This is a genomic window from Rufibacter ruber (genome assembly GCF_001647275.1).
Classification (GTDB): Bacteria; Bacteroidota; Bacteroidia; order Cytophagales; family Hymenobacteraceae; genus Nibribacter; species Nibribacter ruber_C.
In genome coordinates this window covers 1-25,721 of sequence record NZ_LRMM01000017.1, presented here as the reverse complement: position 1 = coordinate 25,721, position 25,721 = coordinate 1, and the positions used below count along the sequence as shown (strand labels likewise).

27 protein-coding genes and 1 pseudogene are annotated in these 25,721 nt (G+C 48.1%); 24 read left to right on the top strand and 4 right to left on the bottom strand.

Translation table 11 applies throughout. The features are described 5' to 3' along the window. The first annotated feature begins 54 nt into the window (after positions 1-54). The 3 genes from A8O25_RS08745 to A8O25_RS08735 all read left to right on the top strand — a co-directional run bounded on the left by A8O25_RS08745 (position 55) and on the right by A8O25_RS08735 (position 2,374). Positions 55-702, top strand: coding sequence for a hypothetical protein (locus tag A8O25_RS08745; RefSeq protein ID WP_066833680.1), 648 nt, complete (start codon positions 55-57; stop codon positions 700-702). A 139-nt stretch (positions 703-841) separates the two neighbouring features. Further along, positions 842-1,354 (top strand): DUF1579 domain-containing protein, encoded by a 513-nt coding sequence (locus tag A8O25_RS08740; protein ID WP_066833677.1) that lies wholly within the window; start codon positions 842-844, stop codon positions 1,352-1,354. A 165-nt stretch (positions 1,355-1,519) separates the two neighbouring features. After that, positions 1,520-2,374, top strand: a complete 855-nt coding sequence (locus A8O25_RS08735; protein ID WP_066833674.1) for a pirin family protein — start codon at positions 1,520-1,522, stop codon at positions 2,372-2,374. Positions 2,375-2,801: 427 nt separating this feature from the next. On the opposite strand, the gene A8O25_RS08730 is transcribed toward A8O25_RS08735, so the two are convergent. Beyond that, positions 2,802-3,560: a hypothetical protein gene (locus tag A8O25_RS08730; protein ID WP_066833672.1), complete on the bottom strand. Its 759-nt coding sequence runs from the start codon at positions 3,558-3,560 to the stop codon at positions 2,802-2,804. Between the two features lie 141 nt (positions 3,561-3,701). Here A8O25_RS08730 and A8O25_RS08725 point away from each other — a divergent pair, with 141 nt between their 5' ends. From A8O25_RS08725 to A8O25_RS08705, 5 genes are all read left to right on the top strand, one after another. Next, complete coding sequence (locus A8O25_RS08725; RefSeq protein ID WP_066833669.1) at positions 3,702-4,109, top strand: 6-pyruvoyl trahydropterin synthase family protein; 408 nt, start codon at positions 3,702-3,704, stop codon at positions 4,107-4,109. After that, positions 4,102-4,770, top strand: a complete 669-nt coding sequence (folE, locus tag A8O25_RS08720) for a GTP cyclohydrolase I FolE (RefSeq protein ID WP_066833668.1) — start codon at positions 4,102-4,104, stop codon at positions 4,768-4,770. The genes A8O25_RS08725 and folE overlap by 8 nt, the downstream gene beginning before the upstream one ends. A 141-nt stretch (positions 4,771-4,911) precedes the next feature. Then, complete coding sequence (locus tag A8O25_RS08715) at positions 4,912-5,826, top strand: TIGR01777 family oxidoreductase (protein WP_066833666.1); 915 nt, start codon at positions 4,912-4,914, stop codon at positions 5,824-5,826. 62 nt (positions 5,827-5,888) lie between these two features. After that, positions 5,889-6,071, top strand: a complete 183-nt coding sequence (locus tag A8O25_RS08710; protein ID WP_066833655.1) for a hypothetical protein — start codon at positions 5,889-5,891, stop codon at positions 6,069-6,071. Then, positions 6,059-6,352, top strand: coding sequence for a type II toxin-antitoxin system RelE/ParE family toxin (locus A8O25_RS08705; protein WP_066833652.1), 294 nt, complete (start codon positions 6,059-6,061; stop codon positions 6,350-6,352). Before A8O25_RS08710 ends, A8O25_RS08705 begins: the two co-directional genes overlap by 13 nt. A 107-nt stretch (positions 6,353-6,459) precedes the next feature. On the opposite strand, the gene A8O25_RS08700 is transcribed toward A8O25_RS08705, so the two are convergent. Both A8O25_RS08700 and A8O25_RS08695 read right to left on the bottom strand, forming a co-directional pair. Continuing rightward, entirely contained in the window at positions 6,460-8,784 is a 2,325-nt protein-coding gene (locus A8O25_RS08700; protein WP_066833814.1) for a penicillin-binding protein 1A, read from the bottom strand. 149 nt (positions 8,785-8,933) lie between these two features. Beyond that, positions 8,934-9,914 carry an N-acetylmuramoyl-L-alanine amidase gene (locus tag A8O25_RS08695; RefSeq protein WP_066833649.1) on the bottom strand — a complete coding sequence of 327 codons (981 nt, stop codon included), beginning with the start codon at positions 9,912-9,914 and terminating at the stop codon, positions 8,934-8,936. A gap of 259 nt (positions 9,915-10,173) precedes the next feature. Here A8O25_RS08695 and A8O25_RS08690 point away from each other — a divergent pair, with 259 nt between their 5' ends. The 6 genes from A8O25_RS08690 to A8O25_RS08665 all read left to right on the top strand — a co-directional run bounded on the left by A8O25_RS08690 (position 10,174) and on the right by A8O25_RS08665 (position 17,489). Next, complete coding sequence (locus A8O25_RS08690; protein WP_066833642.1) at positions 10,174-10,773, top strand: hypothetical protein; 600 nt, start codon at positions 10,174-10,176, stop codon at positions 10,771-10,773. 95 nt (positions 10,774-10,868) lie between these two features. Then, the gene (locus A8O25_RS08685; protein WP_066833640.1) at positions 10,869-11,735 is read left to right on the top strand and encodes a hypothetical protein; all 867 of its coding nucleotides are present in this window, start codon (positions 10,869-10,871) and stop codon (positions 11,733-11,735) included. Positions 11,736-11,824: 89 nt separating this feature from the next. Continuing rightward, a complete protein-coding gene (locus tag A8O25_RS08680; protein ID WP_153042661.1) occupies positions 11,825-12,367 on the top strand; it encodes a hypothetical protein in 543 nt (180 codons plus the stop codon). 501 nt (positions 12,368-12,868) lie between these two features. After that, on the top strand, positions 12,869-15,433 hold the full coding sequence (locus tag A8O25_RS08675; protein ID WP_338152740.1) for a glutaminase family protein: 2,565 nt from the start codon (positions 12,869-12,871) through the stop codon (positions 15,431-15,433). A gap of 158 nt (positions 15,434-15,591) precedes the next feature. Then, positions 15,592-16,107, top strand: a complete 516-nt coding sequence (locus tag A8O25_RS08670) for a nuclear transport factor 2 family protein (RefSeq protein ID WP_066833636.1) — start codon at positions 15,592-15,594, stop codon at positions 16,105-16,107. A 284-nt stretch (positions 16,108-16,391) separates the two neighbouring features. Further along, entirely contained in the window at positions 16,392-17,489 is a 1,098-nt protein-coding gene (locus tag A8O25_RS08665; protein ID WP_066833808.1) for a mechanosensitive ion channel family protein, read from the top strand. Between the two features lie 84 nt (positions 17,490-17,573). On the opposite strand, the gene A8O25_RS08660 is transcribed toward A8O25_RS08665, so the two are convergent. Then, entirely contained in the window at positions 17,574-18,005 is a 432-nt protein-coding gene (locus A8O25_RS08660) for a hypothetical protein (RefSeq protein ID WP_066833634.1), read from the bottom strand. 558 nt (positions 18,006-18,563) lie between these two features. Here A8O25_RS08660 and A8O25_RS08655 point away from each other — a divergent pair. The 10 genes and pseudogenes from A8O25_RS08655 (at position 18,564) to A8O25_RS08620 (ending at position 25,554) form a co-directional block, all read left to right on the top strand. Then, positions 18,564-19,360: pseudogene (locus tag A8O25_RS08655) on the top strand (penicillin-binding transpeptidase domain-containing protein). Between the two features lie 62 nt (positions 19,361-19,422). Further along, positions 19,423-19,845, top strand: coding sequence for a VOC family protein (locus A8O25_RS08650; RefSeq protein WP_066833632.1), 423 nt, complete (start codon positions 19,423-19,425; stop codon positions 19,843-19,845). A 195-nt stretch (positions 19,846-20,040) separates the two neighbouring features. Beyond that, positions 20,041-20,655, top strand: a complete 615-nt coding sequence (locus tag A8O25_RS22935; RefSeq protein ID WP_153042660.1) for a hypothetical protein — start codon at positions 20,041-20,043, stop codon at positions 20,653-20,655. Positions 20,656-20,922: 267 nt separating this feature from the next. Then, positions 20,923-21,300, top strand: a complete 378-nt coding sequence (locus tag A8O25_RS08645) for an ArsR/SmtB family transcription factor (protein ID WP_058699658.1) — start codon at positions 20,923-20,925, stop codon at positions 21,298-21,300. After that, positions 21,297-21,902, top strand: coding sequence for a mercuric transport protein MerTP (merTP, locus tag A8O25_RS08640; RefSeq protein ID WP_034736775.1), 606 nt, complete (start codon positions 21,297-21,299; stop codon positions 21,900-21,902). The genes A8O25_RS08645 and merTP overlap by 4 nt, the downstream gene beginning before the upstream one ends. A 47-nt stretch (positions 21,903-21,949) precedes the next feature. Next, on the top strand, positions 21,950-22,297 hold the full coding sequence (locus A8O25_RS08635; protein ID WP_040508535.1) for a heavy-metal-associated domain-containing protein: 348 nt from the start codon (positions 21,950-21,952) through the stop codon (positions 22,295-22,297). Between the two features lies 1 nt (position 22,298). After that, positions 22,299-22,595: a hypothetical protein gene (locus A8O25_RS22460; protein ID WP_040508533.1), complete on the top strand. Its 297-nt coding sequence runs from the start codon at positions 22,299-22,301 to the stop codon at positions 22,593-22,595. Between the two features lie 19 nt (positions 22,596-22,614). After that, positions 22,615-23,226: an organomercurial lyase gene (merB, locus tag A8O25_RS08630; RefSeq protein ID WP_016545527.1), complete on the top strand. Its 612-nt coding sequence runs from the start codon at positions 22,615-22,617 to the stop codon at positions 23,224-23,226. 30 nt (positions 23,227-23,256) lie between these two features. After that, the gene (gene merA, locus A8O25_RS08625) at positions 23,257-24,909 is read left to right on the top strand and encodes a mercury(II) reductase (protein ID WP_066833630.1); all 1,653 of its coding nucleotides are present in this window, start codon (positions 23,257-23,259) and stop codon (positions 24,907-24,909) included. Between the two features lie 288 nt (positions 24,910-25,197). Then, a complete protein-coding gene (locus A8O25_RS08620) occupies positions 25,198-25,554 on the top strand; it encodes a hypothetical protein (protein WP_066833628.1) in 357 nt (118 codons plus the stop codon). Positions 25,555-25,721: the final 167 nt, after the last annotated feature.

The window sequence follows — 25,721 nt, the reverse complement described above, 5'->3', positions numbered from 1 at the left end:
ACATACTAATCCCATAATAGGAGAAATTTAAAATAATTAATATGCACAATCAGCATGAGTAATAATAGTTTTGATCGAAGTATTGCTTTTTTTGACTTAATTTCAAAAATCGCACTACCTATAGCTATAGCGTATTTTGGCTGGACTCAACATCAGATGACTGCAAAATTCGACAAATCAAAGCTTGATAAAGAAATTATGCTTAAGTTTATTGAAATTTCTTGGAATTCATTAAATAGTAAAGACACAATTGAAATAAAGAATGCAATTAGATTAATTAGTACAATTGACCCTAAATATTCAATTCAACTTCTTGATGTTCTCCTATTAGATTCTACAAGAACAGAATCTGCTAGAAAAGAAATCAAACGGTTGTCAAGAATTACTCAGGAAAGCATAATAGAGGATTTACAAATCGAAATCCATTACACTTTTAATGCATTAGAAGATATAGCAAAGGGAATTGAAGCTAATCTTTTAGATGAAACCAGACTAACTGTTAACAATATAGATTTGAGACCTAAGAGAAGGGTGAGTTCAATGGTTTGTGAGAATGAAATTATATATTCAGAAGACAATGATTTTCAAAGAGTCAGAGCATTACAATCATTTATAAATAATTCCTTTCAAGGTAAATCTTTCAATTTAAGAAAACAGAGATCTATGGCCAGTGAAAAAGTAATTATAAACATCTGCAAATAAAGTTATTCTGAAGTTTAGAATTCAAAGAAAGTTCCTTTTATGCATGACAACTTTATAATATAACAAGCAATTAAATAATATTTAACAATGCAAGGTATTTAGTAACGACAACTAACTACCTAAATTATATCCAACTACCATGAGTGAAAAACTAGAAACCTCCAAAACAACAGGTGCCCATTCTCAGCTAAGCAGGCTCGTGGGCGAATGGGAGGGAACGGCCAAAGTCTGGTTTGACCCCAGCAAGCTGGAAGATGAATCACCGGTACGGGGAACCATGAAACCCATTCTGGATGGGAGGTTTATCTTGCATGAGTACCGGGGAAGTTTCAAAGGGAAACCCATTACGGGCATGGCCATTTACGGCTACCACCTGGAGCTGGAAAAATTCCAGTGTGCCTGGGTTGACTCCTTCCACAATGGTTCGGCCATCATGTTTTCAGAGGGACAAAGAGGCGGGAAAGACCTTTCGGTTCTGGGCGGCTATGCGTATGTAACGCCTGAAATGGAACAACACTGGGGCTGGCGAACCAACATTGAGGTTATCAGTGATGAGGAAGTAGTCATCACAGCCTATAATATTACCCCAGAAGGGCAGGAATCAAAAGCCACCGAAACTACCTACAAAAGGGTGAACAAATCTGCTGAATAAGAAGGTAGACGCATAAAACCTGAAATCATCTGCTTTCAAGCCCCACTAGTGGCTAACTTTTCATGCGCCTACAGAAAATTTGGCAGATAAGGCACCAGTCACACCAAAGACTGAAAACTTTCATTAAAAATGAAGGTTAATAATTAAGAATACCATCTTCCCACTATGAGAACCATCAAGAAAATCCATACCGCTGAATACCGCCCCATTGCTGACCTGGTCACCTATTCGCCGCTGCCTACGCGCAGTTTGCAGATGATTGACCCGTTCCTGTTTCTGAACCACCACGGGCACCAGGTGTACAAACCCAAGAACAACGGACTGCCGTTCGGGCCACATCCGCACCGCGGCATGGAGACCGTGACCTTCATTCTGGAGGGCGACATTATGCACAAAGACTCCGGCGGGCATGAGAGCGTGATCACGGCGGGCGGGGTGCAGTACATGACGGCAGGCCGCGGGTTGATTCATGCCGAGGTTTCCTCCTCAGACTTCAAGCAGACGGGCGGCCCGCTGGAAATCCTGCAACTGTGGCTCAACCTGCCAGCCAAGCACAAGATGATGGAGCCGCAGTACAAAGGCCTACAGAAAGAAGACATACCGGCCATTTCCTTAGAGGAAGGGAAAGTGACCGTAAACCTGGTTTCTGGTGAGTGGAACGGGCAGAAAGGCGCTTTTGACACCGTCTCAGACGTACTACTTAGCACCGTGTACTTCCAGGCGGGCGGGCAACTCAACGTGACGGTTCCCGCAGAGCGGAATATCTTCTTCTACATCATCAAAGGCACCTTGACCGTGAACGGACAAGACGTACCGTTCCGGAATCTGGTGGAGTTCAACAATGACGGGGAGGAACTACAGGTAACCGCCTCAGAGGAAAGCATTCTGCTGTTCGGGCATGCGATGCCGTTCAATGAGCCGGTGGTGGCGCAGGGGCCGTTTGTGATGAACACTGAGGCTGAGATTTACCAGGCGTACCAGGACTACCAGCAGGGCAAGTTTGGCGAGTGGCGGCATTAAAAAATAGCTTAATCCTGTTTTGGAGCTGTTTTTCTGAAAACAGCTCAAAACACACAGGTTTTGAAAACCTGTGAGGTTTTTCTTTTAGTGAGGCCCAGAAATGGCGCCAGCCGTCTTCGCACCAGACAGAAAGCCCAAGCTCCTGAATGACGCGCATTGTCTGAAGCAAGCTTTTCAGGACTGGTTTGAAATACAGGATTTGAAGAGCAACGGCTACTGGCACAGACACTCGCAGGTCTGGAAGACACTGCGAGGTCTTTTGTGTTAACGGAGAAGCGGTGGCAGGCAGTTAAAGTTTATGAGCGGAAGAAATTCTTTCTGGAGCTTACTTTCTGTTTTCGGCCTATTTTCCTGAAAACAGGCTAAAAACAGGAAGCCCCTGCTGTTGGGTAACAGCAGGGGCTTCCTGTTTTATAAATGCGCGGGATTAGTTGATCTTATCCATTTTGGCTTTTACAATCTCTACCGCTTTGCGCATGTTCTCCACTTCCTGCTTGGCGGCTTCCTGCTGCTTCAGGTTGGTTTCCACGTCACGGTTCAGTTGCTCCAGCTCCTGGGCATTGGCTACTAAAGCGGCTTCCAGCTCCAGTTTCTTCTGCTGGTTCTTGGCAATTTTGTTCTGGATTTCTTCGGCTTGCCGGGCTACGCGGTCTGCTTCAGACTGGGAGTTGGCCAATACTTTCTCCGCATCAGAAATCTGGTTGTGCACGTCCTGCTTGTACACATTGCGGGCGAACTGCTGCAACATGGCCTCACCGCGCTCCCACTCCTTCTGGGTCTCCTTCTTGCTCAGGTAGGCGTTGCCCATATCCAGCGTCCACCAGACCATGGTGCCCTGCTCAGAGCCCTCTACCTTAGACATGATGCGCATGGGGTTGCTGGTGATGGTGTCAATCTTGGCTTTCTCTACCGTGTAGATGCCTTTGCTGGCCTGGGCTTTGGGCGTAGGCAGAATAGACGGGCCTTTCACCGTTCCGCCAGACTTCTCTTTCAAATAGCTGGACCACGCCTTCTCCACCAGTTTGCTGTCCAGCTGAATCATGATGCGTTGCCCTTTGCGGGTAATGCCGTTGATCTCCACTTCGGCCTCATCAACCGTTGAGCGCTGCGCCCAGGCCGTTGACACCGCACCCCAAAGCACCAGCAGCAGCAGCGCTGCCTTCACATGCGTACGTTTCACTTTCATATTCCTTTACTCTAAAAATTGCACCATGAAATTAGGCAAAATTTCAGAACCTGAACAGGCGCGGGCAAATTTTAAATGCAAACGGGTGCTATAAATCTACCCGCAGAAAACTAAATTGCCCCCTTAGCTGTTTGCCCTCTTATGAACGTGACCGTCTGCCGAAAGGAAAACTTCAATGCCGCCCACCGGCTGCACAACCCGCTCTGGACAGAGGAACAGAACCAGCAGGTGTTTGGCCTCTGCAACAACCCCAATTACCACGGCCACAATTATGAGCTGGTGGTGAAGCTGACGGGGCCGGTTGACCCAGACACGGGCTATGTCTATGACATGAAAAAGCTGAGCCTGCTGATAAAAGCGGAAATTTTAGATAAATTTGACCACAAAAACCTGAATCTGGACACTGAGGAATTCCAACACCTGAACCCCACCGCCGAAAACATAGCCGTGGTCATCTGGCAGCGCCTTCGCCCCCACCTGGCCGAAAACCTCACCTTGTCTGTTACTTTATTTGAAACCGAGCGAAACTTTGTTGAATACCATGGATAGCAGGGACTGGAACGAAGACCAAGATCCCGAAGAAGAACACGTAAGCGGATCTTTAGACACCCCGCTGCGGCCAGACGCCTTCGCCCTTTCTGATGACCAGAAGATTGAAGGCATTGCCTACCACTTTAGGGAGATCATGCACCTGCTGGGGCTTGACCTGGAAGATGACAGCCTCAAAGGCACGCCCAAGCGGGTGGCCAAGATGTATGTGAAGGAGATCTTTGACGGCCTGCACCCAGACAACCGCCCGGCCGCCCGCCTCTTTGAGAACAAGTACGGCTACAAGCAGATGCTGGTAGAGCGGGACATCACCCTGTACTCCAGCTGTGAGCATCACTTTGTGCCCATCATTGGCAAAGCCCACGTGGCCTACATTCCCAATGAGCACGTGATTGGCTTGTCTAAGCTGAACCGCATTGTACAGTACTTCGGCCGCCGGCCGCAGGTACAGGAGCGCCTCACCCGCCAGATTGCCCAGGAGCTGCGCGATGTGCTCAAAACTGAGAACGTAGCCGTGCTCATTGAGGCCGACCACCTCTGCGTGATGAGCCGCGGCGTGAATGACGTGAGCAGCAGCACCATTACCTCAGAATATTCCGGTTTATTTGAGCAGGACACGTACCGCCTGGAGTTTCTGCAGGCCATCAGACACAACAAATAGACATAGTTGAATGAAGATGAATTTTTCAGTCTTCGGCAGCGTTTCACCTTTCACTACTACTTCTATCTAGAAAGCAGACCGTCTCCCTTTGCAGATTTTGCCGTATAAGCAAGTCGGCGGGCAGACCGTAGAGAACGCAACATGTCACAGAAGATATTGATTGCCGGTGGAACCGGCTTATTGGGAACACGCCTCTCTGAGATGCTGATTGACAGCGGCTATGAGGTGGCGCACCTCAGCCGTACCCCCGGCAAGCACGCCCACTACAAAACCTTTAAGTGGGACATTGCCCAGGGGTACATTGATGAGAAGGCGATGAAGTACCCAGACTATATCATCAATCTGGCCGGAAACAGCGTGGCCGGTGAAAAATGGACGGCCGCCCGTAAGAAAGCCATTCTGAGCAGCCGCCTGCAGAGCACCAACCTGCTGTGCAAGTACCTGCAGGAGACCTCGCACCACGTGAAGGGCTTTGTGGCCTCTTCGGCGGTGGGCATTTACGGCAACTCCGGTGAGCGGCTCATGCTGGAGGAGAGCAGCTACGGCTCAGATTTTCTGGCCGAAGTCTGTAAGCATTGGGAAAACGCCTCCTGGCAGGTACACCACCTGGGCATTAGAACCGTGATCTTCCGGATTGGCATTGTGCTGAGCAACAAAGGCGGGGCTCTGCCCCAGATTGCCCGGCCGGTGAAGATGATGGCTGGCTCGCCTTTAGGCTCCGGCAAGCAGTACATGTCCTGGATTCACATTGATGATATGTGCCGCCTGTTCATCAAAGCCATTGAAGACCCGCAGTTCACCGGGGTGTACAACGCCGTAGCCCCTAACCCGGTCACCAATGAAGAGCTGACCCGCACCCTGGCCAAGGTCATGCACAAGCCCATGATGCTCCCCAACGTGCCCGCCTTTGGGTTAAAGCTGATGCTGGGCGAGATGAGTGAGGTCATCCTGAACAGCAACCTGGTGAGCGCCAACAAAGTGCTGCAGACCGGCTTCACCTTTGAATACAACCAGATCCAGGAGGCGCTGGAGTCTTTGTATGACAAGGATAGTTGAGCAGGCAAGTACTAATTCTATTCTGAGTGCGTATAATTGGTTGAATAGCAAAGCAAAAAGCCATGGTTTCAAAGATAAAAGTATTAGAGTCTGTTCAAGCCCTGCCTGATCATTTTTCTATTGACGAGTTAGTAGAACGGCTGATTATAGTGCAGAAAATTGAGGAAGGGCAGCGCCAGGCAAAAGAAGGCAAAGTAAACACTACTCAGGAAGCAAAAGATAAGCTAGCCAAATGGTTACAGTAGCCTGGACAGACCAATCTATTGCAGACATTAACACTATTGCCGAATACATTGCGGCCAACTCTCCTAAATTTGCCTCTGTCACGGTTAACAAGTTCTTTTCAAGGGTTCGGGCACTAGAAAAACAGCCAAGAATGGGCAGAGTTGTACCAGAGCTAAATAATGAAGCTGTTAGAGAACTAATTGAAGGAAATTATAGAATCATCTATCAGTTAGTGTCAGAACAGCAGGTTGAAATCTTGACAGTACACCACAGCGCAAGGCAGCTTTACAATTTAAAATAAGAACCCACTGATCTTTAAAACAGGAATCCCCAACCGCAGGCACGGTTGGGGATTCCTGTTTTCGGCCTGTTTTCCAGAAAACAGCGAAAACGCAAACTTATTACTTCTTAGAAACCCGCTGAGACACTGTCATTCAACTGCTCCAGCATGGTATCTACCGCCACAGAGTCTTCCACTTTGGGTCTGCGCGGCACTACGGTTACGCAGTTGTACGGCTTCTTGATCTTCACGGCAGGCTTAGGGAACGGGCCCAGCTTAATGCCCAGATCAGGGTCTTTGTAGACTTTCTCCATGAACCGGCCAAAGATGGGCAAAGCGGTTTTAGACCCTTCGCCGGTGGCGGAAGTCCTGAAGTGAATACTGCGGTCTTCGCCGCCTACCCACACGCCCGTCACCAGATCTTTGGTCACGCCCACGTACCAGCCGTCTGAGTGGTTAGAGGTGGTTCCGGTCTTGCCGCCAATCTGGTTGCCTTTCTTCCAGAGGTCATACTCCCAAAGCGCCTGCGAGGTGCCGCCGGGTTCTTCCATGGTGCCTTTGAGCATGTGTACCATCAGGAACGCGGTCTCTTCACTGACCACCCGTTTCTGCTGCGGGTTGAACTGCTCAATGATGTTGCCGTTGCGGTCTTCTATGCGCATGACCAGCATGGGCTTGTTCAGGAAACCGTGGTTTACAAACGTGCTGTAGGCATTCACCATCTCATAGATGTTCACATCAGAGGACCCTAGCCCAATAGACGGCACGGCCTCAATAGGGCTGGTGATGCCCAACTTGCGGGCAAACTTGCGTACGGTGTCCCAGCCAATGGCTTCGGTGAGTTGGGCGGTTACAGTGTTGATGGATCGGCCCATGGCGTGCCGCAGGGTCATTTGCCGGCCAGAGATTGAATGGTCTGCGTTGTGGGGCGTCCATTCCATAGGCTTGCCGTTCTCCACGTATTTAATGGTCACGCGCTGGTCCTGGATCTTATCACACGGCGAATACCCGCCGTCAATGGCGGCCGCATAGACAAAAGGTTTAAAGGTAGATCCCGGTTGGCGCTTGGCCTGCTTCACGTGGTCAAACTTGAAGTTCTCGTAGTCAATACCGCCTACCCAAGCTTTGATGTGGCCAGTGTAAGGGTCCATGGTCATCATGCCGGCGTGCAGGAACCGCTTGTAGTACCGAAGGCTGTCCATAGAGCTCATGGTCATTTTCTTGGGGCCGTTCCAGCTGAACACAGTCATCTCCTTAGGCGTGTTCAGCGCCTTGTTGATGGCGGACGTGTCTGTGCCGTACTTGTTTTTCAGGGACTGGTAAACGGCTGTACGTTTGATGGAGCTTTCAATAAAGCCGGGAATCTCCTTGTCTTTGTCATCTACCCACGGGTTGCGGCCTTTCCAGTGCCCTTCAAACCGGCGCTGCAGGTTCTTCATCTTCTCTTTGAGCGCCTCCTCTGCCAGTTGCTGCATGCGCGAGTCAATGGTGAGGTAGATTTTGAGCCCCTCTGAGTACATGTCCAGCTCTTTCTCCTCGGCCCACTTGCGCACAAACTCATTGACCGTCTGCCTGAAGTACGCCGGCACCCCGTCTAAATGCTGCTCCACATGGTATTTCAGCTCAATGGGCAACTGGCTCAGAGAATCAGCCTCAGCTTTGGTAATGACCTTGTTGCGGGCCATCTGCTGCAGCACCACGTTGCGGCGGGCCAGGGCATTCTTAGGGTTGAACCGAGGATTATAAGTAGTAGGAGCCTTGAGTACGCCCACCAGCATGGCGGCTTCCTCTGGTTTCAATTCATTGGGCGTGGTGCTGAAAAAAGTCTTGGCAGCCACTTTGATCCCGAAGGCGTTGCTCCCAAAATCTACCGTGTTCAGGTACATGCCCAGAATCTCGTCTTTGGTGTAGCGCTGCTCCAGTTTGATGGAGGTGTTCCACTCCTTGGTTTTGGAGATGACGGTAGATACCCCCGGAATATACCCCAGCGGCCCCTTGGTGTTTTTGGTACGCAGCTTGTACAGGTTCTTGGCCAGCTGCTGGGTTAAGGTAGAGGCGCCGCGGGAGTCACCTTTCAGGTTGTCTTTCACCGCCGCCACCACACTGACCGGGTCAATGCCCTGGTGCTCATAGAAACGCTCATCTTCTGTGGCCACCAGTGCCTTGACCATGATGGGCGCAATGCTGTCAAAGGGCACCGGATCCCGATTCTCCCGGAAATAGCGGCCCACCAATACGCCGTCTGCGGTGTATATCTCAGAGGGCAGGTTGTTGCGCGGATTCTCCAGTTCATCCAGCCCCGGCGAGGCGCCAAACAGGTAGAACAGGTTCAGGTCTACGGCAAAAAAATAGCCCACCGTGAATACCAGACCCAATGCAAAGAGCTTCCAAAGGGTTCTGATCCATTTATTGTATTTGCTACGGGGGGCTTTGCTTTTCTTTTCTTCAGGCATGCGGCTGTTCACGGGTACCGGTACCCGTTCTCTCAAAAACGCACAAAGTTACGGGAAAGTGTTGGGTTTCGTGCTTTTACGCAGCTGTTTTAGGCCTATTTTCTGAAAAACAGGCCTAAAACAGAAATCCTTTTTCGGCCGAAGGGCATCTATAAAAGCTTGCGGTACAGGCTGTACAGAATCTTGAGGTCGCGCTCGGTGAGGGTGGCGGTGAGGTCTGTCTGCACATAATGCAGCTTGAACGCCTTCACCGCCGCCTCCAGGTTTCTGGTGTCATACCCCAGCACCCTCAGCGCCAGCCGCGGGTTGAATGACGCCGGAATGGTGTCTGACAGCGCCTGGTTCATGTTCTCAGTGAAAACCATGAGGGGTGTATGAGCTTTCGGCGCAGCCGAAGGAATCCCAGTAGTAGCCAAAGAGTCTACGCCTGCGGCCATGGTTGAATCCTGGCCTATGTTCTGCTCAAACACCAGCTTCTCCAGCTCGGCCTCGTCATACCAGACGCCAAAACCGGCTTCGGCCAGACGTTTCCAGGGGAAGGTGGGATTGGGGTCTACTTTGCGGCTGGGGGCAATGTCTGAGTGGCCAATGAAGTTGGCGGCCGGAATGCCGTGGGTTTTCTTAAGAATGGCCAGCACCTTGAGCAGGCTGCTGATCTGGGCCTCCTGAAACGGTTCATAGCCGTTGTTATCCAGCTCAATGCCAATGGAGGTGGAGTTCAGGTCAGTGGTGGTGCCCCATCTGGCGTTGCCGCCGTGCCACGCCCGCAGGTAGTCATGGAGCATGTGGTACACCTTGCCGTCCCGGCCAATCACATAGTGCGCACTGACCTGCGTCTTGGGCATGGTAAAGGTCTTCAGGGTCTGGTCAGTGGAATTTTGCGCGGTGTGGTGAATGACTACGTAGTTGGGTTTGCGCATGCTGAAGTTGGTGGTGCCCACCCAGTAATCGCCCTGCTGCAGGGTGTCTTCGCCGGGGTTGGTGACGGGCGTGGCGCGCAGGGTTTTGGCAAAGGTTTTCACCTGCTTCTTATAGACCTTGTTGGTGGTGGCGTAGGGGTTTTGGGAACAGCCGTACAGAAAAAAAGCGGCGAGCAGGAACAGGCCCGGGGAGATAAGGGAGCGCTTCATATAAAAGGAATTAAGCTGCCAAAGATGCGCATTTATCTCTTTCTGGCAAGCAGGCGCCTTCCCTTTCTGCCTTTGAGGCTCCTGCGGCTACCTCTGCTTGGTCTGCGTGGCAAGGACGGAGGCGCCCTGCCCGCTTTTCTGTTTTCGGCCTGTTTTCTGAAAAACAGGTCAAAAACAGCAGGCTTCTGCGCAGGTTTTTGGGTGAAAAATAATACCTTAGGTACTTGTTCTATTTCTGGTAACACCTACGCATTCTCCCATGGACTTACCACCGCTACAGCTTTCGCATGAATTTCTGCCGGTGCCGGCTCTATTCTACTCCTCTGAAACGGGCCAGCCGTTCAGGCACTGCCTCACCTGTGACGGCCATTTGCTGCAAGATGGCACGCCTTACCTGGTGGAGAAGGCTATCAGGAATTATCCTGGGGCCGGCCTGCAGGATGTGATTTTTGAGTACGCCATGTGCCTCACCTGTGCCCAGCAGCTGCGGGAAGAACTGTCTGTAGATTCCCGCACCCGCATTGACGCCTACTTTTCTGAGAACGTGAACCTGGTAGCGCGCCGCGAAGCCCTGCTTTCCCTGCCAGACCCTTTGCGGCTGGAGAACTGGCTGTCTCATTGCCTGATCACCGGCACCTCCCTGGAGCGGTGCACCGAATACCAGCTCTTTGCCCAATGTGACGGCGGGGACCTGCTCTTCGGGTACATGCCCTACGTGATTTCCGGGGAGGCCATGGAGGAGATACAGGAGCTGATCTCCCCCCACACCCGCGAAATCCTGGACAACTTCATGGACACGCACTTCGGGCTTCCGCCGGAACTGCGGGAGCTACTGCAAGACAGGCTGGTGTTTTTGTAAATGGGGTTGATTGACGGGGACAGGTCTGATACCTGTAATTGGTGCGGTTGTGTGGTAGTTGGGTGGCTATTTTACATAGACAACATAACTAATATATGGCAGACACTGCATTAGAACTAAAGATTGGCATTGACAACGGAGAGAAATATTCAGACAACCAGATTATTGATAAACTTCAAAAATCTGAACTTGTAGCCGAACTTACGTCTAATTTGCCCGAAAAACCACTTGCACTGACTTGGCGACTGATTTGTATTAGTGAAATACCATTTAGTTACAAGTTAGACTACACACAAAAGCTCATCTACAAAGTTTACGAAAAACTTTCAACACCATTTGGCTTCTCATTAAGTGGAGACGAAAAGATGTTTCTACCCTGTTACAACGCAATGATAGTTTCTGCTTTGTGCCGTTTAGGCAGAGCCAACGACCAACAAGTACAAAGTGCAGTTGAATGGATCAACACAAACCAGCCAATGCAGAAAGGTCAAAAAGTAGAATTGCCAAATTTCAACTTTGACAAATATGGGGGATGTTTTAAAAACACACCTTGCTATATTGGTTTAGCAAAATCAGTTTTTGCGTTGAGAGACTTCAAAGAACAAACAAACGGAACGAAATACGACAAACAGCTAAAGAAAGGAACAAATTATATTCTTCAACACAAATTTTTTAAACGCTTAAGCAAAGATGAGCCTATCACAAAACACATTACTGATATTTCCTTTCCAGAAACCTATCATTTAAATGCTGTTGAATTATTGCGATTTGCGAAAAAGACTAATTTATTATTACATGAAAATGCAGCAGACTTAATAGACCTCATAAACAAAAGGCAAAATAAACACGGAAAATGGAAGAACAGTTTTACCTATAAAGCAGACGGTTATATAATTTTTGACAAAGACCCAAAAGAAAGTCAATGGACAACTCAAATAATAAAACAAGCATTGAAAGTATAAAAAAACAGCCAATAACACTGTATTAAAGCCATCTCGGCCAACGGCCTTCACCGTCGTTTATACTAGTCCGTTGGGTGGTAATTCTAATAATGAAGAAAGTATTACAGATTATATTGATTGGAGTGGCGCTAGCTAGCTGTAAAGGAAAATCTAATTCATATGAGCAGGCGGAAATATCTGTAAAGCTAGATGCTGACTCATTACAAAGGGAGCGACAACGCTACACAATCATAAGTGATTTAAAACAGGTAAACCTAGTTTCAGAAGGTAATATTACTCTTTGGAATCCTACAAAAGAACAAATCAACCAAATCCTTTCATTAGCCAAAAAATCGATTGCAGCCAATGAAGATAAGTTTTCCGGGCATCTAAAAGCCGATAGCCTCGACCGCTCCTACAAGCAGATGATTTACTATGTCAACAGCAAAGGGGATTCTTTGGTTTTCATAAAGGAACTTTGCCGTGTTGGGGATTACCCAATGGAGGATTCAACTGGAAAGCTAAGGTTTTACAGGCAAGACTGGCAAAACAGATTAATTTTAGTAAAAGATGGAGGAGACTGTTATTGGCGCACCAGAATCAATTATTCTACGAAGAAAGTAGCAGGCCCTTTCACAAACGGTGAAGCGTGAAAATAAAAAGTACTCCGCCCAACATTGTACAAAAAACCATACTTCGACCGAGTGCCTCTTCCACCGTTTACACTAGTCCGTTGACCGTAAATTTGAATACGGATAGGGCCCTTAATTATGGGTGAATTCTTTTGTTATGGTCTGTATAGCTTATGGACTTGTGGCGAACCAGAACAGTTCATATTGATTGCTATGGCCGTTCGCCACGAAAGGGTCTTTCAGAATGACAGAGAAGAAAAGAATATTTTTATTGAACCTATTTACAAGGGGAACAACCTCTCTCCACTCTCATAGAAACGTTAGCCCGCGCCTGAATCAACTGAACACATTTCACAACCTTCTCCCCCACAACTCATCATCTACCAGCCCTCCGCTGTTCGCACATTTGTAGATAAATCTAGCACTATTTCACTTTTCTGCTCCTGAACTGGACTCCCAATGAATAAAGTATCAAATTAGCCTGGCAGCAGGTTCTTCGCCGGGAGAACGGGCTTTCAGCAGATGCCTAAACGCTTTCAGTTCATGATGTTTTTAACCAGACCATTCTTTTCTCTGAGGTGCCTTTGGGCGCTGCTTGTAATTTGCCTACTCGGCTGCCAAGGGGCAGAGGCGCAGGTACACCGGGCTCCAGCCTACCCTTTGATTACCCATGACCCGTTCCTCAGCCTCTGGTCCACCACAGATGAGCTGGCGGCTAGCGCTACCAGGCACTGGACTTACAGAGACCAACCGCTTCTTGGTTTTCTCAGAGTGAATGGAAAAACCTACCGCTTCTTAGGCAAAGAGGCGCAGGAAGGTTTCCGGGCGGTGCTGCCCACAAGTGATGAAATGGCCTACACCGCCCGCTTCACAGAGACAGCCCCTCCGGCAGATTGGCATACCCCCTCCTTTAATGACAGCGGCTGGAAAACCGGCCAAGCCCCCTTTGGGGATAATGAGAAGCAGCCCCGCACCCTCTGGAGCTCAAAAGACCTTTGGGTGAGACGCGCCTTTACCCTGGAGGAAGCCCCCAAGGAGCATCTATTCCTGAAAATAAGCCACAGCCGCCAGGTAGAGGTCTACCTGAACGGCGAACGCATTTACCAATCAGACAAAGGGACGTCAGACTTCCAGTACATTCCCATAACCGGTGCAGCCAGAAAAAAAATCAAAAAGGGCGCTCACATCTTGGCGGTACACGCCACCGGAGCAGATGAAGGCAGGTGGCTGGAGGTAGGCCTGGTGACCAGTAAGAACAGAAAAACAGAGGCAGACATTCTTCCGGCCCGGCAGCAGGAGGTCACCGTCACCGCCACCCAAACCAAATATACCTTTACCTGTGGCCCCGTTGCATTAAAGGTGACGTTCACCTCACCGTTGCTCTTACATGACCTGCACCTGGTAGCCCGTCCTATTTCATACGTCTCCTTTGAAGCCACCTCTACAACCGGTGACGCCCACAACGCCACTATTTATTTTGGGGCCTCTTCTGCGCTGGCGGTCAACACACCAGACCAGGAGGTAACAGCCCTGGCGTACACGGCACAGAACCTGGGTGTGTTAAAGGCTGGCACCACCCAGCAACCAGTACTGCAGAAAGACGGCGATGACCAGAGAATTGACTGGGGCCACGTTTATGTGGCCGTGCCCCAGATCCCGAAGGCCACCATAGGGGTTTCTAAAGGCGCTGAGGCCCTCTCCCAATTTACCCATGGCCAGCCTCTTCAATCAGGCCAACTCACAGGCCAGAACCTGATGCTCAATGCTTTTTTGCCCCTCGGCAACGTGGGGAAAACCCCTGCCAAGGCATTCGTACTGGTGGGGTATGATGATGTGGAGAGCGTGCAGTTCTTTGGCCAGAACCTGAAACCCTGGTGGAAGGAAAAACCCGGCACCAACATAGAACTGGAACTGGCCCAGGCGGCCAGGGAGTACCAGACTATTCTGCAGCAATGCGGTGCCTTTGACCAGAAGCTCTATGAAGAGGCCAAAGCCGCCGGGGGCGAAACCTACGCCAATCTGTGCGTACTTGGCTACCGGCAAAGCATTGCGGCCCACAAACTGGTAAAGAGTCCGCAGAACGAGCTTCTGTTCTTGTCTAAGGAGAACTTCAGTGGTGCCGCCATGAACACCGTTGACGTTACGTACCCCTCTGCCCCGCTGTTCTTACTATACAACCCGGAGCTCCTGAAAGGCATGCTGAACGGTATTTTCTACTACAGCGAGAGCGGGAAATGGACGAAACCGTTTCCGGCGCATGACCTGGGCACCTACCCCTTAGCCAACGGCGTCATGTACAAAGAAGACATGCCCGTAGAAGAGGCCGGCAACATGCTCATCCTCACGGCTGCCATTGCCAAAACAGAGGGGAACGCAGCCTACGCCCGAAAACACTGGGCTACCCTTACCACCTGGGCAGCGTTTCTGGCAACAGAAGGCTTTGACCCCGCCAATCAACTTTGTACAGATGACTTTGCCGGTCATCTGGCCCGCAACGCCAACTTGTCTGTAAAGGCCATTGTGGGCTTACGCTGCTACGGCCTGCTGGCCCACATGCTGGGGGAGAAAGAGACGGCTCAAAAATACACCGCCCTGGCGGAAGGCATGGTGCAGAACTGGATGAAACTAGCAGATGCCGGAGACCACTACGCCCTCACCTTTGACAACAAAGACACCTGGAGCCAGAAATATAACCTGGTATGGGATACAGTGCTTGACTTAAACCTGTTTCCCCAGAAAGTACGGGAGCAGGAGGTGGCGTATTATCTAACAAAACAGAACCCCTTTGGGCTACCGTTAGACAGCCGCAAGACCTACACCAAATCAGACTGGATTATCTGGACCGCCACCCTGGCCCAGAATCAGCAGGATTTCTCTGCCCTCATCACGCCCGTGGCGAAATTCAGCGCCCAAACCCCTAACCGGGCCCCCCTCACAGACTGGCATGAGACCACCAATGGCCGCCAGGTGGTGTTTGCGCAATACGGCCGGCACATGGGGTTTCAAGCCAGAAGTGTGGTAGGAGGCTACTTCATGAAACTACTGGCAGAGAAAATGAAGAAACAAGAACCTGGGAAAAGACCGTAACAGCGCCTTTCACTTTATAGAGCCAGCTTTCACGCAATTTCACTGGACAAGCCGGAGCTTCTCTGCCTTGCTGGGGGGCAGCAGGTTCTGTTGCCGCCTGCGTAAGTTTTTGCCAGTTTGCGCTACTTATGGAAGAAACTGACCAACAAAAAAATGTTATGCGCTCATTCCTTTTCCTTTGCGGCTGCCTTGCCGTTGGCCTTTCTGCAATTGCGCAACCTAAGAAGACGGCTCCCGCCAGCACCGCAGACGCCAGGGCGGTAGAAGCAGCCGTAGTGAGATTCTTTGACGGCATGCGGGCCAATGACAGTACTTTGGCGCGGTCGGTGCTGGCGCCCAACGCCCGCCTGCTCACGGTAGCCGCCGGAAAAGACGGCGTGGTACGCACCCATGAGACGCCGCTGGACAGATTTATGGAGATGATCTCCAAGCCGCAGGAGAAAGTGCTGGATGAGCGCATCTGGGGCGTGAAGGTGAACATTGACGGCGACCTTGCCACCCTCTGGTGTGACTATGCCTTCTACGTGGGTGACACCTTTAGCCACTGCGGGGCAGACGCGTTTCTGTTGTACCGCGGCAAAGACGGCTGGAAGATCTTCAGCATTGCAGACACCCGCCGCAAGCAAAACTGTGACCTGAAAGCCGCCCAAGCCGCCAAAACCAAATCTAACTAACCCGTAGCTGCTCCTCTCAACCAGAGCCAAGCTGTTCTTTTTAAAGAAACCGGAGGTCTGTTTTGGGGCTGTTTTTTCGAAAACAGCCCAAAACAGACCTCGGTTTTTCTGCCGCCGGCCCTTCTTTCCCGGTTAACGGGGCAGGAAAGCAATTAGCAGGCGGGTACCGTGTTCCGCGGGGCGGGTATAAACATAACTGGAACGGGTGGGCGGCTCGTACTATGGGGGTACTATACGTTTTGTTCACTTTATCACCTGCCGCCTGGGCAGCCGTATTCTTGCACATGGATAGCACCCTTCTGGACAGAGTCTACTACCACAACACCGTTCTTGACTACCTCATTGCCATTGGCATTATTGTAGTGGGCCTATTGCTGGCCAAGTCATTCAAACACCTGTTCCTGCAGCGGGTCAAGAACTGGGCCCACCACACCAAAACCAACCTGGATGACTTCATTGTAGACAGCATTGACCGCTTTCTGGTACCCGCGCTCTACTTTGCCATCATCTACGCCGGCATTCACTTCCTCACGCTCTCAGAGAAGGTGCAGAATGTGCTGCGGGTGGCCTCTACCATAGTGATCACCTTCCTGTTTGTGCGGCTGATCTCCTCTACCATTCTGCTGCTGCTGAGGTCTTATGTAAGGAGGCAGGAGCGCGGGGAGGAGAAGGTGAAGCAGCTGGGCGGCCTCATGCTCATCATCAACGCCGTGATCTGGGTCATAGGCCTGCTGTTCCTTTTTGACAACATGGGCTACAACGTGACCACCATTGTCACCGGGCTGGGCATTGGCGGTATTGCCATCGCACTGGCGGCGCAGAACATTCTGGGGGATGTGTTCAACTACTTCGTGATCTTCTTTGACCGCCCCTTTGAGACCGGTGACTTCATTGTGATTGATGAGAAAGCCGGTACCGTAGACTACATTGGCATCAAGACCACGCGCGTGAAGAGCCTCTCTGGCGAGCAGCTGGTGTTCTCTAACAGTGATCTCACCAACTCCCGCATTCACAACTACAAGCAGATGATGCGGCGGCGGGTAGTCTTTAAGCTGGGGGTGATTTACCAGACTTCGCTGGAAAACGTGAAGCTGATCCCCAGCCTGCTGGAGGAAATTGTGAAAGAGCAGCGCCCCGTGCAGTTTGACCGCGCCCACTTTATGAGCTACGGAGACTCCAGCCTGGACTATGAGGTTGTTTACTACGTGCTGGATTCAGACTACAACAAGTACATGGACATTCACCAGAGCATCAACTTCAAGATATTTGAGGAGTTCCAGAAACGGGGCATTGAGTTTGCCTACCCAACCCGCACGCTGTTCATGGTGCAGGAAAACGCTGAAGCCGGCGCCGGTGCCTCTCCCGCCTCCCCTCTGGAATAAAAAAGGCGTTTTTTAGGGCTGTTTTTCTGAAAACAGCCCTAAAACGCAACCGGCTTTTTTCTACAGATTACTTGGCGGAGTAGCTCAGGGCCGTTTTCCGGTCCCGTTCCTGACAGCTTTTGAGCCAGGCAAGGGCTTCTTCGCGGCTGTAGAACATGCAGTACTCCAGTTGCTCGCCAATCTGCTGATGCGCAGGACCTCTCCGGCCACCTCGCCGTAAGAGTGTCTGTTGGCCACGTGTGCCAGGTACCTCAGCCCCGCCTGCATAGCCCTTGGCAGCCATTCTTTCTCCAGCCACCCCACCGCATCACTCCACGGGCCAGACAGCTGGCTGTTGTCATTGAGCTTGTAGGCGCAGGTACTTTTCTCCAGCACCTCCAGGCCCAAACCGCAGGCGTTCTTTAAATCCTGCTGCGAGGCGTAGCCGTACCAAAGCGTATCAATCACCCCCAGCCCCTGGTTGTGTTCCACCACGTAAAAGGTTCTGTCAAAAGAATTCTTGGCTTCCAGACGCATGAGACAAAGGGTGTGGGAAGTGTTTGTGAAAAGTATAAAGAAATAGTGGCAAAGGAAAAAAAACGGCAATTTATCTTCTTCTGGCGCGGGCATTCCAGAGGAGAGGGTGCATGCATGTATAACCGCCCCGCGGAAAAAAAGTTTTAGGCCTCTGACCTGGCGGCAAGCCCAGCCCTCAGAGAGACACCCGCTACCTCTCTTACACCTACCCCGGGGTTTCTGCCGCAACGCCGCTCCTTCTCCCCCCCTCCCGCACTGCGGTGGGTTTTCTGCTGCCGGTTTGGCGGTGAAGGCTACTGTTGAGGATAAGGCCAACCTGTCTCCCCTGCGGCAGGCAGCCCCTGCCATACCCTGCCCGTTGCCGCGGTTGCTTCCCCTGCCAACTACGAAAGGAACCCTGGAACGGGAATACCCTGGCCACTCCCTTGCGGCAGAGGTTCCCTGCAGAAAACTAGGGGAGTCCGCTTTTTCTGTTTTAGGGCTGTTTTAGCCAAAACAGCCCGAAAACAGAAAACTTTCACCTACTTAGCAGCCCCAAACATGGCTAAAGTTTAGTTTATGAAACCGTACCGGGTGCTCCTCCCCCTCCTGCTTTTCGTCTCAACCTGCCTCTGCCGGGCGCAAGACCTGCAGCAGCCGTTCAAAGACTGCCAGTTGGAAGGCAGCATCACCGTCTATGACTATCACCAGAAACGCTGGATCTACAGTGATTCAGCAGACGCCCACCGCGCCTCCCTGCCCGCCTCCACGTTCAAGATCCCCCACTCGCTGATTGCCCTGGAAACGGGGGCGGTGAAAGATGAGCACGAAGTTTTTCCCTGGGACGGCACCCCGCGCAAAGTAGCCGCCTGGAACGGTGACACTGATATGAAAAACGCCTTCGCCAATTCTACAGTCTGGTTTTATGTGCGGCTGGCTGAACGCTTGGGCAATAGCACCTACCGCCGGTATTTCAAACGCATGAACTACGGCAATGGCAAAATGGCCAAGGCCCAGGGGCAGATTTCTGGAACTACGGTGATTTTGCCGTCAGCCCCCGAGAACAGATCCTGTTTCTGCAGAAGTTGCATGAGGGGAAGCTGCCGTTCAAGCAACAGAACCTGCAGAAGGTGAAGCAGTTTATGGTAGTGGAGCAAACGCCCGCTTACACCCTTCGGGCGAAGACCGGGTGGACCAAATACAACAACGTTGACAGCGGCTGGTGGGTGGGGTATGTAGAGACCAGAGGCAACGTCTTCTTCTTTGCCACCCGCCTGCACAAACCGCACAGCACCGTACACCGCCACTTTTCAGACTGCCGCAAAACCATCACCAGAAAAGTACTGCACCAGCTGGGGGTGCTGCCTTCGGCGTAGCCGTTGCGTTTCTAGCCTGTTTTTCCTAAAATAGCCCTAAACCAGAAAACTGACTCTTCCCTATGGAACCCAGAATCACCCTCATCACCCTTGGCGTGCAGAACGTGGCCACGGCTACTGCCTTTTATGAACGCGTCTTTCAATGGCAACCAACCGAAGCCAGTCAGGATGGCATCACGTTCTTCCAGCTCAACGGCCTGCAGCTAGCGCTCTTTGGCAGGGACGCCCTGGCCGAAGACGCCCACCTGTCTGCCCGGGGCAGCGGGTTCAGCGGGTTCAGCCTGGCCCACAACCTCCGGAGCGAAGCTGAGGTGGACCAGCTTTTCACCCATCTGCAAACCGAAGGGGTGGCTATCACCAAAATGCCGGAGAAGGTTTTCTGGGGTGGGTACAGCGGTTACTTCCAGGACCTGGACGGGCATCTGTGGGAGGTGGCCCACAACCCGTTTCTGCCGCTAGACGAACAGGGAAACGCTGTGGGGTAGTGCTGTTTCTAGTCTGTTTTCACAAAATCAGCTCGGAAACAGGAAGTGCTTTATTATGAGAGATCTAAATCCTATATTCGGTAGCGCGATTACGTTTATCCAGCTACCGTTGGTTGGATAAACGTATGTTTGGGTACGAGTATAGGGGTGATAAATGTAATTGTGACGGTTATACGGTAGTTGGCAATAATTAATATGGACACAAGAGAACAAAACATATTTAAAGATTCTGACCAAGATATTTCAAGTTGGTCAAAAGATACTCTTGTGAAGTGCCCTTCATGTAGGAAAAGAGCATTTCTGAAAAATGACAGAAGCATTTTTCAATGGTTTTTTAATGATAATTCTGAAATACATTGCCCCAACTGTGGATTGACAATAAATCAAGGTGAGTTAATTCGATATCGTCTTGAATTAAGAAAAAATTGCTCCAATTGCGGAAAAGAAATTAGTAGAACAATTCCGAATCTAAAAGAGAAGAAAGAATATCTGACAGTTAAATGCGAACACTGTGGAGATACAGAAAAGCACAAACCAAGAAATGAATCTCATAAAGTTTTCTATTCAAATCAAAATGGTGCCAAAGACCCTATTTTTGGAGTTGAACTTTGGCTTCAAGAAGAAGTCAAAGGGAATATTCTATGGGCATTCAATTTTGACCATCTAAACTACCTTAGAAACTATATCTCTGCAGATTTAAGGGAAAGAAGCGGAATGACAATGTCCGCAAAACTTCCCCAATTTATTAAGGACAGAAAAAACAGAACCACTCTACTCAAAGTAGTGGACAGAATGTGGAATAAAAAATAACTATTGCCAACATTGTGTAAACATCATGCGTCGGCCGACGGCCTAGCACGTTGTTTACACGAGACCGTTGTGCGTCACCCTAAAAACCCACCGCACATTTAGCACATTTGGTTTTTCCGACACTCAAAGCCAACGCTAAAAAACCAAAAGAGCTAAATCACCCACCGCTGACAAAGAAGAATTGTTAAAAACTATAATTAAGTATTTGCTTAAATAAGAAAACTATTTGTATCTTTGCTGCGTTATTAAATCCCAAACAGGAAGATTATGGAAAACAATCAATCGTGTATCCGTGTGTTTGCCGACAAGGTTCAAATAGACAATTGTAGAGAAATACTTCAAACCAATGACAAGGCATTCACCCAACTGAGTGGACTTTTAGCATTGGCAGGAAACGAAGTAAGGTTAAAAATCTTATTTCTCTTAGAAGAAGAAAACGAACTTTGTCCTTGCGACCTTTCAGACATTCTCGGAATGAGCATTCCTGCCGTTTCGCAACACCTCAGAAAACTAAAAGACGGAAATGTCATTGAAGGAAGAAGAGAAGGGCAAACCATCTTCTATTCTTTGAAACAAGAGCAACTGACTTTACTTCGTCCATTTTTTAAACACATCATAAACAATTCAAAAAAGGAAACAGTATGAACAAGAAAAACAACAGACTTGTCGGAGCGGGAGTGCTTTCGGCAGTAGCAGCATCACTTTGCTGCATTACACCTGTATTGGCTCTTATTTCAGGAGCGTCAGGAGTGGCATCTACCTTTTCATGGATGGAACCAGCAAGACCTTATCTAATCGGTATCACTGTTTTGGTGTTGGGTTTTGCTTGGTATCAGAAACTTAAACCACGAACAGCCGAAGAAATTCAATGTGATTGCGAAGAAGACGAAAAGAAACCCTTTATGCAGACCAAAACATTCTTGGGAATTGTAACCGTATTTGCAGCCTTGATGCTCGCTTTTCCGAACTACGCACACATTTTCTATCCTTCAAACGACAACAAGGAAGTTGTAATCGTCAATGCTTCTGACATCCAAACGGTAACTTTTGATGTAAAAGGAATGACTTGCAATGGTTGTGCTTCACACGTAGAAAATGATGTGAACAAATTGCCAGGCATTGTTAAGGTAGATGCGATTTATGAAGAAGCGACTGCCAAAGTAGAATTTGACCAAACCAAAGTGAGTCTTGCTCAAATTGAAGAAGCCATCAACGGTACAGGTTACAAAGTGGTTGGCAAGAAATAGTATTTTTTTGCCCCTCGTATTTAAGAACTTAATTAAATAATTATACTATGAAAAAGAATTTAATTCTATTGAGTGCTTTGTTCCTAATTGGAATTGCTCAGCTTAATGCTCAATGTTGCAAACCGACTGACAGTAAAGCACAAACAGCAAATACAAACCAGCAAGAAGGTAAAACCCTGAAATTGAAAATAACGGGAATGACTTGTGCAGGTTGCTCCAACCACATTTCAAATGCCCTCAAAGAAGTGGACGGCATTATTGAACACAAAGTGGAATATCCAGGCGATTTGGCAACTATCCAGTACGACCCAAGCAAAACAAATCCTGAAGCTATCATAAAAGTAATTGAAAAAACAGGTTATAAAGCCGAAATCATTAAAGAAAATTCTAAATAATATGAAAACTGTAAAATTAATTTTAGGCATTGTTACTATCGGGATGATAGTAGCTAGTTGTAATAAAGAAGTACAGGAACCGGAAGTAAAACCAACAAATTCTTCAACTCCCGGTACTAATTCTTCCACCCCAACAGGTACTTCGACCATTTCTTACACAGATTTGAGTGCGGAACAAAGCACCATTGCAATTGGGGCAACCACAAAAGTAACAGCTACAGCAACAGGAGATGGTCTTTCTTATATCTGGAGTGTATCAGATGGCGATATTATAGGAAGTAAAGCATGTTTGCAGTAAAACCCCAAATAGAAAACTTATGAAAAATCAACGAAAATATATTGACGGTCAATTAAACGACATTCTTTTTTCTGAATTTAAGATAAAGAATAGCGATTTTATTTTACGAATATTTCAAGAATTGATGCTAGGCAGTTCTATATCTAAAAACAGATTTTATAAACTAATAAAAGTGTCCAAAGATAAAGCGGACGCTATTTTGAATAAACTGGGCGAAACCGATGTACAAGGAAATATTATTGCATTTTCTGGTCTATCTACAGTTCCTACCAAACATCGCTTTATTGTAAATGGTAAGATGTTATACACATGGTGTGTAGTAGATGCCATTCTGTTTGCTGAATGGTTAGGTGTAGAAGCCAATGTTCATTCAACTGACCCGATTGATAACTCTCCCATCGAATTACAAATAAACGGAGGTCAGCTATTATGGACAACTCCTTATCCTTTATTTATTTCTTGGTTAGAATCTGTTGACACCTGCAATATTAAAGGGTCGCTATGTAATCACGTTTCATTTTTTGCAAGCGAAAGAACAGCAAAACAATGGTTAAAAAATAATCCTGATGGAAAAATATTGACGCTTGAGGATTTCTTTGAGCCTAAAAACATAGGAATGAAATGTTGTTAAGTATAGTCCTAAATAAATTAAAAAAATAAGATGAAAGAAGAAAAAATAAAATTGGAAATTGCAGGTATGACCTGCGACCATTGTGCCACAGGAATAAAAAAAATGCTTTCACAAAATGAGGGTGTTAAAGAAGCCAATGTGAGCTACCCAAAAGCTACTTGTGAATGTTCTTTTGACCCTACCAAAACCAGCAAAGAAGAAATCATCAATACCATTAACGGCACAAAAAACTATCGTGTAAAAAGTGAAATTTCTGAAAATGGAAATAGTAGGAATAATCAATTTGATTTAATCATTATCGGTGGTGGTTCGGCTGCATTTTCGGCAGCTATCAAAGCCGAAAGTTTAGGTTTATCGACCTTAATGGTAAACGGTGGTTTGGACTTTGGCGGTACTTGTGTCAACGTGGGTTGTGTGCCTTCTAAAAATCTTATTCGTGCAGGCGAGTCGGCTTATCACGCTACACATTCCAACTTTGAAGGCATCAAGCCAAAAGGAGTTGATATTGATTTCGCTCAAATCATCAAAGACAAGAAAAAATTAGTAGCCACACTTCAAGAGAAAAAATATATGGATGTGGTAAGCGATTTTGAAAACTTGACTATGCTAAAAGGTTGGGCAACTTTCAAAGACAATAAAATCATTGAAGTTGACGGCAAGGAATACAAAGCCTTCAAATTTTTAATTGCTGCGGGAGCTACGACCAACATTCCGACTATTGAAGGATTGGACAAAATTGACTACTTGACCAACGTTTCCCTTTTCGACTTGGAAGAAAAACCCGAAAGCTTGACCATTATGGGAGCAGGTTACATAGGTTTGGAAATTGCAATGGCGTACAATCGTTTAGGCGTTAAAGTCCGAATCATTGAATTTACCGACCGTGTTCTACGGACACAAACCCCAGACATCAGTGAAGCATTGGAAACCCAAATGCGAAAAGAAGGCATTGAAATCTTACCTAATTTCAGAGCCGTGAAATTCGAGAAACAAGGGAATGAAACCATCATTCACTGTAAATGTCCTGACGGTTCATTTACGCAAATTATAGAAAAAGGTAAGGTAGTAATTGCCACAGGCACAAAAGCCAATACAAGCCAATTAGGGTTAGATAACATTGGTTTGGAACTCACCAAAAGCGGACATATCGCTGTAAATGAAAAAATGGAAACCAATCTACCTAACATTTACGCAGCAGGTGACGTAACCAACACCCCTGCATTTGTTTATACAGCCGCTTTTGAAGGTAAAATTGCCGTTGAAAATGCGTTCTCAGGAACAGATAATAAAGCCGATTATTCTTCTTTACCTTGGGTGGTGTTTACTGACCCACAAATTGCAGGGGCAGGTTTAGATGAAGCACAGGCAGAATCAAAAGGCATTCCGTTTGAAGTGTCAAAATTGGAATTGAAAGACGTACCGAGAGCCATAGCAGCCAACGACACAAGGGGTTTCATCAAACTCATTCGTAACTCGGAAACTGACAAACTTATAGGCGCAAGAGTAGTCGCACCCGAAGGTGGAGAACTCATCCAACAATTAAGTATGGCAATCAAATACAGAATAATGGTGAAAGACTTAGCAGACAGTTTCTACCCTTATTTGACTTTGGGAGAAGGTATAAAATTAGCAGCAATAACTTTCGGAAAAGACGTATCAAAATTAAGTTGCTGTGCCAGTTAATCCGCCCCAAAGGCACACACTCTTGCAAGTCGCACCAGCCAACGCTTGACCAAAACTTGCAAGAGAGAGTGCCTTCCCTACCCCAAAAAATCCTACCTTTGAAAATTGACTAAACCGACTGAAAATAAAGGGCGAACGCACAACATTGTGTATAAGCAATAGCGGGTGAAGTGGTAAAATCAAGGTCTGTGCTTTTAATAAGCTTTGTGCTAAACTGAAAGGTTTGTACTTTCAAATCCGCTACTGCTCATACACGAAACCGTTGTGCGTAATTAATGAATTAATGAAGTGTTCAATATCAAAGAAAAGCTGACAATCGAAGATGTTCATCTTTGGATGGACGGAGGAACGGTAACTCTGGTTATGCAAGACCAAAATTCTCAAACTTATGAAATTGAGTTTGTTCAGAATGTATCTCTAAAAAGATATGAAAACCTTCCCCGACCAGGAAGTCTTCTCCTAAACAGAAAGGAAGTTGAAGTAAGGTCAAAACTTGAAAAAGAAATAGTGAATGCAGTTCAGCAAGCAGAATGGGGAACAGGAATCAGAGAAGAGGAAAAGGAAAGTTTAAAAATGATTATAGGAGACTGCATTAATTTTATCAAATCAGAGCGCTATATAGAATTAGCCAAAATCCATAAATAAAATAACTCCGCACAACAACGCGTAAACGTCAGCAGCGGCCGACGGCCTCGCCGTCGTTTACACAAGTACGTTATGCAACATATATAAATATGAGAAACCATTTAATTTTAATCTTCTGCCTAATCCTTTCAGTTTCAGTTCTTGCACAAGAAAGAGAAACCTTTCAA